Below are 14,523 nucleotides of genomic sequence, written 5' to 3' on the forward strand. Positions count from 1 at the left end.
ATTAAAGATAGATAACCTTAATTTTTAATAAGGCCCTGAAGCAAAAATGTTTCAGGGCTTTTTGTATACTTATTATTTATAACTTAGCTTATTCTATATCCACAATGAAACATTTCGAAACAGACAGGCTCCTATTAAATCCCTCAACCATCGATGATGCAGCTTTTTATCTAATGCTGCTTAACTGTCCCAAATGGTTACAAAACATAGGAGACCGAAACGTGAAATCTATCGAAGATGCAGAACGCTATATCACAGAAAGAATGATCCCTCAACTAGAACGATTAGGATACTCTAATTATACTGTAATTCGCAAATCAGACAACGTAAAATTAGGTTGTTGTGGGTTATATGATAGAGATGGAATTGAAGGTGTAGATATCGGTTTTGCCTTTTTACCAGAGTATGAAGGAAAAGGGTATGCCTACGAAAGTGCTCTAAAAATAAAGGAAGTTGGGATTGCAGAATTTGGTATCCAAAAGATAAGTGCTATTACGATACAAGAAAATAAATCCTCACAAAAACTATTAGAGAAGTTAGGCTTTTCCTTTATCAAAATCATCAATATTCCGAATGATGACGAAGATCTTATGCTGTATGAATATCAAACAAACGTTTAGAATTAGGTACTTTGTACCAACTTAAGATAATGACACTTTATTCATATGAAAAACATTGTAACCGTATTATTCTTAGCATTATGTCTTATAATTATAAGTTTTACCAATCTTAAAAGATCAAATATTGAAAATACGTTCATAAGCTATGAAATTGATCTAAAGCATCAGAATATTAGATTCTATTGGAAAAATAATGTTAATGAAAATTATAGAAACTTCCAGAATCTTAAGTCAGAATTGCAAAAGAATAATAAGGACTTAATTTTTGCTATGAATGGTGGCATGTATAATAAAGATTTATCGCCTCAAGGATTGTATATAGAAAACTGTATAATTAAATCTAGAATAGATACTCTTAAAAACGGATATGGAAACTTCTATCTACAACCTAATGGGATATTTTCTATTACAAAGGATAATATACCTGCTATTCGCACTACAACTAGTTTTAAGAATGAAGGAAACATCAAATACGCTACTCAATCTGGTCCTATGCTATTAATCAATGGACAAATCCATCCTAAATTCAATTTAGGATCTCCAAATATCCATATAAGAAATGGGGTTGGAATACTTCCCAATGGAAATTTACTTTTCGCTATGTCTAAAGAAAAGATAAATTTCTACGATTTTGCAAGCTATTTTAAGGACAAAGGTTGTAAAAACGCATTATATCTTGACGGATTTGTATCTCGAACATATTTACCATCCGCCAATTGGGAACAAATGGAAGGAAACTTTGGTGTAATAATAGCCGAAACAAAACCAAAAAAATAGATGTATTCGATTTTTTAAAACAACAATAGATTACACAACTACAAGTAAGTATTGCATAAAAAAAACCTGTTAAGCTCAATAGACTAACAGGTTCATTCATCGCGACTTGGGGAGGTTGCGATTAATTAACAACAAAAAATCACATAACAAAAATTATCTTTTTTATTAAAACAAAAATACTTTTTTTGCTAAATACATACAGTTAGAAATCAACTCGATTGTAGGCTTAACTGATTTCTGTAGACGATTTATACGTTTTTTCATAATAGGGCAATGTGTGAGGGTTAAAACTTAATTAATATTTTAAAAAGAGCACAATTAAAAAACTGGACTTCTTTATAGGGACTGCTAATATGCAAAATATTTCTGGAAACAACGTTTAAATACCATTAAAATCGACAAAATACTCAAAATTTTAACATTTAAAGATGTTTTTGTAGTGTTTGTAGGTTAAAGTAAAAGTTTAAGTAAGTAAAACCGGTGGATAAAAAGTAGTCTTTTTCTTACTTTAAGAGAGATTATTATACCTTTTTATGGATAACGTTTTCTTTTCTGATTTATTATTCGTTGTACTATATTTAATAATCGTTTGTCTTGATATAGAATTTGATTAAATCAATCCAAAATCATTTCAGGCACATTTCCATCAATAATAAGCCTTCCTTCCGTGGCATTTTTAATGTCATCGATACTTACTCCAGGAGCTCTTTCTAATAACTTAAACCCATCATCCGTAATTTCTAAAACTGCCATATTAGTAATTACTTTCTTAACACATGCTACACCAGTTAATGGCAAAGAACATCTTTTGAGTAGTTTAGATGCTCCTGCCCTATTTGTATGCATCATTGCCACAATAATATTCTCTGCACTCGCAACCAGATCCATAGCACCCCCCATTCCTTTCACCATTTTTCCAGGGATTTTCCAATTTGCAATATCTCCGTTCTCCGAAACTTCCATAGCACCTAGAATGGTTAAATCCACATGTTGGCCGCGTATCATATTAAAACTTGTAGCAGAATCAAAGAAAGAAGCTCCCGGCATAGTAGTAATGGTTTGCTTACCAGCATTAATGATATCGGCGTCCTCCTCTCCTTCAAAAGGAAATGGCCCCATACCCAACACACCATTCTCACTCTGAAACTCCACTTCTATTCCTTGAGGGATATAATTTGCCACCAATGTAGGGATACCAATCCCCAGGTTCACAAAATACCCATCCTCGAGCTCTTTCGCTATTCGTTTTGCTATTCCGTTTTTATCAAGCATAATTTTTTATTCTAATTTTAAAAAGAATTAATTCCCATTAGGTTGTGGAGTCATTCTTAAATAAGGTTTGATCTCTGTATGTCCCTTAGGAAATAATGCAGGTATTTCTTCATTACTTACCGAAGGAGATATTACACAATCCTCTCCTTGATTCCAGTTCGCAGGAGTAGCGACTTTATGATATGCTGTCAATTGTAATGAATCTATAACTCTTAATAACTCATCGAAATTACGTCCAGTAGAAGCAGGATAAGTAATTGTAAGTTTTATTGTCTTATCAGGTCCTATTATAAAAACAGAACGAACTGTCAGCTGGCTGTCAGCTTTAGGGTGAATCATGTCATACAGCTCAGATACCTTTCTATCTTCATCTGCGATAATCGGAAAATTGACATTTGTATCTTGAGTTTCATTAATATCTTTAATCCATCCACGATGCGATTCCAATCCATCGACACTCAGTGCAGCCACCTTTACATTTCGCTTATTAAATTCATCAGTATACTTAGCCACAGTTCCAAGTTCTGTTGTACATACTGGTGTATAATCTGCGGGATGCGAAAATAAAATCCCCCAGCTATCTCCTAACCAATTATGAAAATCAATTTCTCCTTCTGTTGTTTGCGCCGCGAAGTTTGGTGCTTTATCTCCTAATCGTAATACCGCCATGATTTGTGTGTTTTAAGTTTTAAAAGCTTTTTTTACTTATTGTTATTCTTTCTTTCGAACAGTTCGTTGTTCTATTCTTTTCTCATATTTTTCTCCTTGGAAAATCCTTTGCACAAAAATCCCCGGAATATGCACTTGATCCGGATCCAAGGTTCCTGCAGGAACTAACTCTTCTACTTCTGCAACAGTAATTTTTGCAGCTCCACACATACATGGATTAAAATTTCTGGCTGTGCCCTTAAAAATTAGATTTCCTGCTTCATCTCCTTTCCAAGCCTTTACAAAAGCAAAATCCGCTTTAAAAGCTTCTTCTAGTATATACATTTTGCCATTAAACTCTCTGGTCTCTTTTCCTTCAGCTACTTCAGTTCCATAACCTGCCGGTGTATAAAATGCAGGAAAGCCGCCTTGAGCCGCCTTACATCGTTCCGCTAATGTACCTTGAGGAATGAGTTCTACATCCAATTCTCCGCTTAACATCTGACGCTCGAATTCATCATTTTCTCCAACATAAGAAGAAACCATTTTTTTGATTTGTTTTTGTTGAAGTAATAGTCCTAATCCGAAATCATCAACACCAGCATTATTAGAAATACAGGTCAATCCTTTTATATTTTTCTTTACTAATTCTGCAATAGAATTTTCCGGTATTCCGCAAAGTCCAAAACCTCCAAGCATAAAAGTCATGTTGTCTTTTACACCCTCTGTAGCTTCAACAACTCCACCCACTGTTTTACGAATCATAGTGTTCAATTTTAGCAGATTAAAAGTACTAAAAAAATAGTACTAAAACGTTTGAACATTCATAGTTTTAGAAATATTTAATGTTATTTATATAAGAGACTAAAAACCAAGTTCATCATCTACCTTATTCCTCTTTTCATAGAGCTCACAATCCAATTCAATGGAAAGATTTTCAGGTTTTTTAAACTCAGATTTTGAAATGTTTAAATTATCATCTCCGTAACATTTTTTCATGTAGAGCGCCCAAATCGGAAGTGCCATAGTCGATCCTGCTCCATATGCTGTAGATTTAAAATGTGTTGCTCTATTATCCGCTCCAACCCAAACTCCTGTGCACAAATTAGGAACAATACCCATAAACCATCCATCACTCTGATTTTGGGTAGTTCCTGTTTTTCCCGCAATCGGATTGGTAAATACATATGGGTGACCAGTAACTACTTTCTTATAAAGATATTGATTAGAAGCTTCTGTTCTAAGTCTTTTACCCGAGCCAGTTTGCGTAACTCCTTCCATCAAATTAAGAGTTACATATGCAGATTCTTTACTAATGACATCTCTTCTTTCAGGAAAATTATCATATAATAATATCCCGTTTTTATCTGTAATATGAGAAATCATGAAAGGTTTGATATATATCCCTTCATTGGCAAAAGTACTATATGCTCCTACCATCTCAGATAACTTAAGGTTTTCAGTTCCCAAAGATATCGATGCGACCGTATCTATATCTGATCGTATTCCTAACTTTTTAGCCAAATTGATAACTGGTTCTGGTCCTATTCTATCAATCAATCGTGCTGAAACAGTATTAACCGATTCTGCTAATGCATCTTTTAGACTTACAGATCCTATATAGTTTCCATCAGTATTAGTTGGAGTCCAATCTTTACCTGATACTCCATGCTTTCCGACAGGTATCGTGACCTTCGCTCGTGGTATTTTATAACAAGGGGAATACTTTAATTGATCAATAGCAGTGGCATACACAAACGGTTTAAATGTAGAACCCACTTGTCGTGTTCCCTGATTCACATGATCGTATTTAAAATATTTGTGATTAACACCTCCAACCCAAGCTTTTACTTCTCCAGTTTGAGGGTTCATAGACATCAATCCAGTATGTAAAAACTTTTTGTAATACAAAATAGAATCTCGTGGAGTCATTACAGTATCTCTAACTCCATTCCAGGAAAACACTTTCATCTCTACTTTCTTATCAAAAGAATCTTGAATTTCTTGTTCACTTTTACCTAAATCAAGCATTTTTTTTCTCCTCGATGAAGTTCTAATAGCTTTCTTTACTATATTATCGATTTGCTGATCCGAAATACCTCTAAATGGTGAAGTACTATTATTTTGTTCTTGCTTGTCAAACTCTTTCTGAAGATTACTCATATGTTCCGTAACTGCCTCTTCTGCATATTTCTGCATACGCGAATCGATAGTCACGTGAATTTTTAAGCCATCTCCGTAAATATCATGGTATTCTAATTGATCTTCTTTGTTTTTCCCCTTAGGGTTTGACCTAATCCATTCTTCCACCCATTTTTTTACTTGTCTTCTAAAATAAGTAGCACTACCTTCAGAATAACCTTCTGATCTATAATTAAGTATTAAGGGTGTTTTCTGTAAACTATCTTTTTCTTGAACTGTAAGATATCCGTATTTAGCCATCTGGCTTATTACTGTATTTCTTCTATCAACCGCATTTTTCAATCTGGTTTTAGGATTGTATATAGTTGAACTTTTCAACATTCCTATAAGCACTGCTGCTTCTTGTATATTTAGATCCTTTGGCTTTTTATTAAAGTAAATTCTTGATGCAGATCCTATACCAATAGCCTGTCTTGTGAAGTCATATTTATTTAAATACATGACTATAATTTCGTTCTTAGTATATTGCCTTTCTAAACGAGCAGCAATTACCCACTCCCTGATCTTCTGAGTATATTTATCCCAATTTTTCGATCTAAGACCTATAAAAAGTAATCTTGCCAATTGCTGTGTGATCGTACTTGCCCCTCCCCTTCTTCCAAAAGATGTAAAAGCTCTAAGAGTTCCTCTTGCATCAACTCCAGAATGTTTATAAAAACGAACATCTTCTGTAGCAATTAAAGCTTCAATTAAATGCGACGGTAATTCATTATATGTTATTGGCGTTCTATTCTCATTGGGTTTGAAGATAGTTCCTAATTGTTCGCCATCAGAGGATATAATCTGAGCGGCCAAATCATTCTTAGGATTTTCTAATTGTTCGAAGGTTGGCATTTCGCCTAAAGCTCCCCAGCTAGCCAAAAGAAATAAAAAGACTACAATGGTCAAAAAGGAGATAAAACCAATCCAGAAATACCTAACATATTTACGTCCATCGAAATTGACAGGTTGTCTATTGTTTTTTGTTTTAAAAACCGATTGCCCCATTCTAGTTTAATGATTATAATCTAAAGACCAAATTCATCTTCTATAGGATCTTCTATTTTTATATTCTTCTTAAACTCTTTACAATCCACTTCTATAGTAAGATTCTCAGGTTTTTTAAATCCACCCTTTGATACTTTTAGCGTTTTATCGGCATAACACTTTCTCATATATAGTGCCCATATTGGCAATGCCATTGTAGCTCCTTGCCCATATTTCACAGAACTAAAGTGAGTTGCACGGTCATCTCCTCCAACCCAAACACCGGTACAAAGATTAGGAACTATCCCCATAAACCAACCATCACTTTGATTCTGAGTTGTTCCTGTTTTACCAGCAATTGGATTTGTAAACTGATAAGGATATCCTGTTACTACATTCTTATAGTCATATCTATTTGAAGGTCCAGATCGTAAACGCGCTCCAGATCCTGACTGCGTAACTCCTTCTAAAAGGTTTAGCGTTACATAAGCCGCTTCTTTACTTATGACATCACGTGTTTCTGGTTCAAACTGATACAATGTTGTACCATTTTTATCCTCAACACTAGTAATCATTACTGGTTTATTATAAATCCCTTCATTGGCAAAAGTACCATATGCACCTACCATCTCGGATAACTTCAGGTCTACAGATCCTAATGCTATCGATGCCACTTCTATAACTTCCGATGCCACCCCAGATTTCTTTGCTAATCTTACAATAGGTTCAGGTCCTATTCTATCCATTAAACGTGCTGAAATCGTATTCACAGATTTTGCAAGCGCTTCTTTAAGACTTAAGTATCCCGTATACTTAGCATCACTGTTCTTTGGAGTCCAATCTTCCATTACACCATGTGATCCAGCAGGAATTGTGATCTGGGACATTGGTAACGTATCGCAGGGAGATAATTTAAGTTGATCTATTGCTGTAGCATATACAAAAGGTTTAAACGTAGAACCTACCTGACGTGCTCCTTGATATACGTGATCATACTGAAAATGCTTTATATCTACACCACCAACCCAAGCTTTAACTTGGCCTGTCTGAGGCTCCATAGACATCATACCTGATCTCAAAAATCTTTTATAATATAAAATAGAATCCCTAGGAGTCATAATAGTATCGATATATCCTTTCCAGGAAAATATTTTCATCTCTGCCTTAACATCAAAAGATTTTAAAATATCTTCTTCACTTTTATTCTGAGATAACATTTTCTTTCTTCGGGCAGAACTTCTAATCGCTCTTTTTACAATACCTTCAACTTCACTTTTAGTCAAATCCCTAAAAGGCGCTGTTTTATTTTTTTGTTCCTGTTTATCAAACTCTTTTTGTAAGTTAGACATATGCTCTTGAACAGCTTCTTCAGCATATTTCTGCATTCTTGAATCAATTGTAACATTAATTCTTAAGCCATCTCTATAGATGTTATAATACTCAGGGTTTCCGTCTTCATCTTCTCCTTTTGGGTTTTTTTTCACCCAATTCCCCATCCAACTTCTTACATATTCCCTAAAATAGGTCGCTATTCCATCAGAATGACCTTCTGGTGCATAATCTAGGTTTAATGGTAATTGTTGTAAACTATCTTTTTCTTGAGTAGTAATAAAATCATACTTTGCCATCTGAGATAGAACCACATCGCGTCTGTTTTTTACTAATTCTGGCCTTCTTAAAGGATTAAAAAGCGAAGAATTCTTTAACATCCCAACTAGTACTGCTGCTTCTTCTTTCTTAAGTTCTTTAGGCGTTTTATTAAAATAAATTCTTGAGGCAGAACTTATACCTATTGCCTGATTAAGGAAATCATATTTATTGAGATACATTGCCATGATCTCATCCTTGGTATACTGTCTTTCTAATCGAGTAGCGATTACCCACTCTTTAATTTTTTGGGTATATCGTTGCCATCCTTTTGATCTTGTTCCAGTAAAAAGAAGCTTTGCCAGCTGTTGTGTAATGGTACTTGCTCCTCCTTTTTTTCCTAAAAAGGCAAAAGCACGAATCGTTCCTCTTGCATCTATACCTGAATGTTCATAATAGCGTGCATCTTCCGTAGAAACTAAAGCATTAACCAAGTCAGGAGCCAAATCTTCAAAATTAACAGGTGTTCTGTTTTCTTTAAAAAAAGTTCCTATTTGCTTCCCATCAGAGGAAATAATCTGAGTTGCTAAATCATTTTGAGGGTTTTCTAATTCATCAAAACCTGGCATTTCTCCAAAATATCCCCAACTAGCAAAAAGGAATATTAGTATTACCAAAAATATCCCCGACGCAAAAGTGATCCAAAACCACTTTATATATTTAATTACATCTAATTGGGGGGCTTTTGATGTTTTTCTTGTTGATTTTGGTGTTGCTTTAGCCATATTATTTAGGGTTTTCTGCAAATTCTATTCTAAAACCTATATCAGTAATTCCTTCCAAAGAATTTATTCCGAGCGTCTCTCCATTTTTTCTCATTGCATGTTGAAGCACTACTTTGTATACTCCTTTTTCTGCAAAATTTACATTTTCTTTATACCAAAGTTTACTTTCTTTTAGATCCGTAAAACCAACACCTAACCATTCTCCATTTGGTTTTGCCATTTCATATTCTAAAGTATCTGTAACTATTTTGCCATTGGGAAACTCCATCTCACTAATCAAAAACAAATTACTAAACTTATAATCGTTCGTGTTTCTTACATTAATGAATAGGTTATATCCTTGTAATGAATCAAGTTCTGGTAAGGCGAAACTTATCTTTTCATCTTTTTCCCAAGAATCTGATACTGTTTTATATTCATCAAAAACTCTTGTGTCATCACAAGAAACAATACTTATTAACAGAAAAAGTAATGTTAAAAACCTAAGATTTATCATTATTCTTGCGCTGCTGTGGTTTACGTTTTTTATTACGTTGGTTGTTTTTTTTCCTATTTGAGTTTTTGCTCTCAGTATTTCCTTCTTTTGGTTTTTGAGAAGTTGGTTTTTGCTTTTCTACAGAAACTTTCTTTTTATTTCTGTTTCTATTTTTATTCCTTCTTCTATTGCTTCTTTTTGGTTGATCAAAACGCGTTAGACTATCCTGTCCTACAACGTTCTCAAAATCAACTTTAGTATCTTCAATAAGTTCTGAAGCAAAATCTTCAAGGCTAGCTACCGGTTCTTTCTTTTTGTTTGATTCAATAATTTCATTTGCATGATCAGCAGAAATCTTATGCCAATTCATCCATTCCCCTTCATAAGCATACCATAAATACCCTTTGAATATATCAATTTTCTGACAAACAGCCGTACCTTTTTCTGTATATAGTTTAACCTCAGTCTTAGGGAATTCTTTTAAAGCATCAATGTAAGCATCTAGCTCATAATTAAGGCAACATTTTAGTTTTCCACATTGACCTGCTAATTTCTGAGGATTTAATGATAATTGCTGGTATCTCGCAGCGCTGGTATTCACGGATCTAAAATCGGTAAGCCAAGTCGAACAGCATAATTCCCTTCCGCAAGAACCTATACCACCTAAACGAGCAGCTTCCTGACGGAAACCTATTTGGCGCATTTCTATTCTAGTACCAAATTCTTGCGCAAATTCCTTAATCAATTGTCTAAAATCGACCCTATCTTCTGCCGTATAATAAAAAGTACATTTAGAACCATCTCCTTGAAACTCTATATCAGAGATTTTCATCTGTAGTTTTAGGCGAATTGCTATTTCTCTAGAACGAACCTGTATTGCTTGCTCACGGTCTCTAGCTTTTTGCCAAATGTCGATATCTTTTTGTGATGCTTTTCGGTATACTTTTTTAACATCTTCACTATCTACATCTACTTTCTTCTTTTTCATTTGGATACGCACCAACTCTCCCGTAAGTGTTACAATACCAACATCGTGTCCTGGTGAAGCCTCAGTGGCAACAATATCTCCTATGCTTAATGAAAGATTTTCTGTATTCTTAAAAAAGCTTTTTCGTCCATTTTTAAAACGAATTTCTACACAATGAAAAGGTGCTACGCCGCTGGGAAGCGACATATTAGATAACCAATCAAAAACAGTTAATTTATTACAACCATCTGTACCACATGTACCATTATTCTTACATCCTTTTGGTTGTCCGTCTTTCCCGGAGGAACAACTACTACACCCCATATTCTCTTGCTATATTGAAATTTGCTTGCGTTAAAACACAGCAAATATGATTCTTACTTGGGTCAGGTGTTTTACACATCCGACATCTTAATCGATAAAGATACTATGATTTCTTTTAAAACCATAGTATCTAAATCATTTTAGTATTACTGCTTATATTTTAAGACCTCAGAACGACCTTTCTTAAATATTTTATTACTATTCCCTTTACCTTTTCTCAGTGCTTTTTGTTCTTCATAAGGTAAGCTATTAATCTCTTTACATTCTATAGAGCAACAACTATCCATTGCTTTTGCACATTCCTCACACTGAATGAATAGCAAATGACATGCTTCATTTTCGCAATTAACGTGGGTATCACATGGTTTTCCACATTGATGACAGTTAGAAATTATATCTTCAGAGATTCGTTCTGATCTTCTGTGATCAAAAACAAAATTCTTTCCTAAATATTTATTCTCTAATCCTTTTTCTTCTACCTGTCTGGCATATTCTATAATTCCACCTTCTAACTGAAATACGTTTTTAAAACCTTTATGTTTATAATATGCACTTGCTTTCTCACATCGAATCCCACCGGTACAATACATTACCAGTTTTTTATCTTCCTTATGATCTTTTAGATCTTCTTCAATAATATCCAAAGAATCCCTGAAAGTATCTACATCAGGAGTTACTGCTCCCTTAAAATGACCTATCTCACTTTCATAATGGTTGCGCATATCTACCAATACCGTATCCGGATCTTCAATCAATTGATTAAACTTCTCCGCGTCTACATGAACTCCTTTATTGGTCACATCAAAAGTCTCATCGTTTAAACCATCGGCAACAATCTTCTTACGAATCTTTACTTTTAATTTCAGGAAAGATTTGATATCCTGCTCTCTGGCAATATTCAATCGTACATTTTCCAGAAAAGAAATGCTATCCAAATGTTTTTTGAATACTTCAAAGTTTGGTGCCGGAACCGATAATTGGCCATTAATACCTTCGTGAGCCACATAGATTCTACCTAGTACCTCTAGTTCGTCCCAATGTATAAAAAGATGATTTCTGAAAATTTCGGTATTACCGATATGTGCATATTTATAAAAAGAGAGTGTAAGACGTTCCGTACCTGCCTCATCAATAAGGGCAGCTCTCTCCTTTGCACTTAATTTATTGTACAGTTGCATGCTATACTAATTTTTAAGTTAAAAGAAATTATTTAATGGATGCAAAAGTACGAATCAAAGTGTAATATGCAAGAACAGTCTGGTTTTGAATAAAAAAAATGCCTTGAAAACCACTTCAAGGCATTTTTTGGGCTAATTCGTTATTTAATTAATTTACTTAATCTTAACGACTAAAAATTAAACAACGAAGCTAACCACCCTCAACTATACAATTACTAATACTAGTAACTGTACAGCCATCAAGTTTGTGTCTTACGACTCTTTTAAGAAATTTCATCTACATCCTCCTTCCTCACGGTTTGTTCAAGTTTTGCTTTCCTATAAGATGCAGTAAAAGAAAAAAGGTTGCGTATGCTTTTAAAAAAAATTAAACTAATACGCAATTAAGCTAATAATCATTGTTAATAAATTAGTCAGATAAGTGTAATTTTTGAAATGGGTTTGCAAAAAACATGTAGTATTTTAGCCAAAATCAATTACAAAAGAAAGTAAGCGCATGAGTACGGATAAAGAAAAAGATGCAAAATTAAAAGCGTTAAAACTAACTTTAGACAAACTAGACAAATCCTACGGAAAAGGTACCGTAATGAGGATGGGTGATTCTGCGATTCAGGAAGTAGAAGTGATTTCTACCGGATCACTTGGATTAGATTTAGCTCTTGGTGTAGGAGGATATCCCAAAGGTAGAGTGATCGAGATTTTTGGTCCTGAATCTTCTGGTAAAACAACCCTTACAATTCACGCGATTGCACAAGCACAAAAAGCAGGTGGAATTGCTGCTTTTATAGATGCGGAACACGCATTTGATCGTTTCTATGCAGAAAAATTAGGTGTTGACATAGATAATCTTATTATTTCTCAACCAGACAATGGAGAACAAGCATTAGAAATTGCAGATAATTTAATCCGATCGGGAGCAATTGATATTATCGTTATTGACTCTGTAGCTGCTTTAACTCCAAAAAGTGAGATTGAAGGCGAAATGGGGGACTCTAAAATGGGACTTCATGCGAGATTAATGTCTCAGGCTTTAAGGAAATTAACCAGTTCTATTAGCAAAACAAATTGTACAGTTATCTTTATTAACCAGCTTCGTGAAAAAATCGGAGTAATGTTTGGTAATCCGGAAACTACCACTGGTGGTAATGCTCTTAAGTTTTATGCTTCTGTGCGTTTAGATATCAGAAGATCTACTCAGATTAAAGATAGTAACAGTGAAGTGCAAGGAAATAAAACTCGAGTAAAAGTTGTGAAAAACAAAGTAGCTCCACCATTTAGAACAGCAGAGTTTGACATCATGTATGGTATGGGAATCTCTAAAACAGGAGAGATCATTGATATTGGTGTAGATTACGAAATTGTTAAAAAGAGCGGTTCATGGTTTAGTTATCAAGACACAAAACTGGGTCAAGGAAGAGATGCTGTCAAATCATTATTAAATGACAATCCTGAACTTATGGAGGAATTGGAAGAAAAAATCAAGGAAGCCATAAAAATTGTTAATGAGTAATGTAACCCTCATAAACTAATACTAAAATCCCGATCCTTCGGGATTTTTTTATACCTTATATCCTAGTTCTATATATGAATTCGTATTAAGAATTTTAAGGTTGTACATCGTCTCAAAAATATTATTTCGTACAAACGCAACCAAATACCAATAGTTACATCTATATAATACAATTTGGTATGTAGAACCCCAAAATTATTTTAGTATGAAAAGGATAGGAATAATTTTACTGATTGTTTTTTCAAGTTGTTTGACAAGTTGCTTGAATGATGATGATGGAATCATTTTTTCGTATGAAAGAGTTCCCATCGAACGAGTAGACATCCCAGGTCAATTTACAAGAGGTGAAAACTATACAATCAATGTTTTTTATTTTAGACCATCTGATTGCCATTCTTTTAGTGGATTTGATTATGACAGACTATCAAACGAACGTACAGTTTCTGTAGTAAATGTCGTTGTTCAAGATCGTATGTGTGAAGATCTTGCTGAAACGGATTTGATTGATGTCTCAATTAACTTTTTTGTTGGATCAGAAGATTCGTATGTTTTCAGATTTTGGCAAGGCAGAGATGATCAAGGTGAAAATCAATTTTTAACTATAGAAGTTCCCGTTGTAGAATAAGACTTTGGTAGTATAGTGTTAATCAAAATAAAAACTGTTCGTGAGTCTAGACCAACTCATAAAAAAATGTAAGAAACAAGATGCTAAGGCGCAAGAACAACTGTATAGATTATATGGTAGTAAATTATTTTCCATCTGCCTAAAGTATTCTAACAATTATGCAAGTGCAGAAGACACCTTGCAGGATGCCTTCATTACAATTTTTGACAAAATAGAACAGTACAAAAGTAAAGGTTCGTTCGAGGGATGGATAAAACGAATCACTATCAATACCGCATTACAAAAATACCGAAAACAAAAAGTTTTTGAAATTATTGGTGAGGACCAGATAGAAGAGGTAGAATTAGAAATAGATGAGGACAGTGTTTCTCTGGATTATCTTCTAGAAATTATTCAGCAATTACCAGATAGATATCGACTGGTATTTAATCTTTATGTGTTAGATGGTTATTCTCATAAAGAAATTGCAGAAATGCTTACTATTTCCATAGGAACTTCTAAATCCAATTTGGCAAGAGCCAGAAACATTTTGAAAGAAAAAATAGAAACTAACCATGAACCACGTGTTCAGTCAATTGAAGGATGAA

At 34.1% G+C, this 14,523-nt stretch carries 13 protein-coding genes; 5 read left to right on the top strand and 8 right to left on the bottom strand.

What is annotated here, in order from left to right:
- Positions 1–104 precede the first annotated feature (104 nt).
- A complete protein-coding gene (locus tag D1818_RS13440; RefSeq protein ID WP_118459520.1) occupies positions 105–620 on the top strand; it encodes a GNAT family N-acetyltransferase in 516 nt (171 codons plus the stop codon).
- Positions 621–665: 45 nt separating this feature from the next.
- Positions 666–1,397, top strand: a complete 732-nt coding sequence (locus D1818_RS13445) for a phosphodiester glycosidase family protein (protein WP_118459521.1) — start codon at positions 666–668, stop codon at positions 1,395–1,397.
- A gap of 615 nt (positions 1,398–2,012) precedes the next feature.
- Here the strand turns inward: D1818_RS13445 and D1818_RS13450 are convergent.
- The 8 genes from D1818_RS13450 to D1818_RS13485 form a co-directional block, all read right to left on the bottom strand.
- Positions 2,013–2,669: a CoA transferase subunit B gene (locus tag D1818_RS13450; protein ID WP_118459522.1), complete on the bottom strand. Its 657-nt coding sequence runs from the start codon at positions 2,667–2,669 to the stop codon at positions 2,013–2,015.
- A gap of 27 nt (positions 2,670–2,696) precedes the next feature.
- Positions 2,697–3,338: a peroxiredoxin gene (locus D1818_RS13455; RefSeq protein WP_118459523.1), complete on the bottom strand. Its 642-nt coding sequence runs from the start codon at positions 3,336–3,338 to the stop codon at positions 2,697–2,699.
- Between the two features lie 42 nt (positions 3,339–3,380).
- Positions 3,381–4,082 carry a CoA transferase subunit A gene (locus D1818_RS13460; RefSeq protein ID WP_118459524.1) on the bottom strand — a complete coding sequence of 234 codons (702 nt, stop codon included), beginning with the start codon at positions 4,080–4,082 and terminating at the stop codon, positions 3,381–3,383.
- 99 nt (positions 4,083–4,181) lie between these two features.
- Entirely contained in the window at positions 4,182–6,506 is a 2,325-nt protein-coding gene (locus D1818_RS13465) for a transglycosylase domain-containing protein (protein WP_118459525.1), read from the bottom strand.
- A 20-nt stretch (positions 6,507–6,526) separates the two neighbouring features.
- On the bottom strand, positions 6,527–8,857 hold the full coding sequence (locus tag D1818_RS13470; RefSeq protein WP_118459526.1) for a penicillin-binding protein 1A: 2,331 nt from the start codon (positions 8,855–8,857) through the stop codon (positions 6,527–6,529).
- A 1-nt stretch (position 8,858) separates the two neighbouring features.
- On the bottom strand, positions 8,859–9,353 hold the full coding sequence (locus D1818_RS13475; RefSeq protein WP_118459527.1) for a gliding motility lipoprotein GldH: 495 nt from the start codon (positions 9,351–9,353) through the stop codon (positions 8,859–8,861).
- Positions 9,340–10,623 (bottom strand): regulatory iron-sulfur-containing complex subunit RicT, encoded by a 1,284-nt coding sequence (locus D1818_RS13480; protein ID WP_118459528.1) that lies wholly within the window; start codon positions 10,621–10,623, stop codon positions 9,340–9,342. Before D1818_RS13480 ends, D1818_RS13475 begins: the two co-directional genes overlap by 14 nt.
- 146 nt (positions 10,624–10,769) lie before the next feature.
- Positions 10,770–11,801 (bottom strand): rhodanese-related sulfurtransferase, encoded by a 1,032-nt coding sequence (locus D1818_RS13485; protein WP_118459529.1) that lies wholly within the window; start codon positions 11,799–11,801, stop codon positions 10,770–10,772.
- 496 nt (positions 11,802–12,297) lie between these two features.
- Here D1818_RS13485 and recA point away from each other — a divergent pair, with 496 nt between their 5' ends.
- The 3 genes from recA to D1818_RS13500 all read left to right on the top strand — a co-directional run bounded on the left by recA (position 12,298) and on the right by D1818_RS13500 (position 14,522).
- Positions 12,298–13,311 (top strand): recombinase RecA, encoded by a 1,014-nt coding sequence (gene recA, locus D1818_RS13490; protein WP_118459530.1) that lies wholly within the window; start codon positions 12,298–12,300, stop codon positions 13,309–13,311.
- 205 nt (positions 13,312–13,516) lie between these two features.
- Positions 13,517–13,936, top strand: a complete 420-nt coding sequence (locus D1818_RS13495) for a hypothetical protein (RefSeq protein WP_118459531.1) — start codon at positions 13,517–13,519, stop codon at positions 13,934–13,936.
- 40 nt (positions 13,937–13,976) lie between these two features.
- Positions 13,977–14,522: an RNA polymerase sigma factor gene (locus D1818_RS13500; RefSeq protein ID WP_118459532.1), complete on the top strand. Its 546-nt coding sequence runs from the start codon at positions 13,977–13,979 to the stop codon at positions 14,520–14,522.
- Position 14,523 lies beyond the last annotated feature (1 nt).

It is taken from the genome of Aquimarina sp. BL5 (assembly GCF_003443675.1).
Classification (GTDB): domain Bacteria; phylum Bacteroidota; class Bacteroidia; order Flavobacteriales; family Flavobacteriaceae; genus Aquimarina.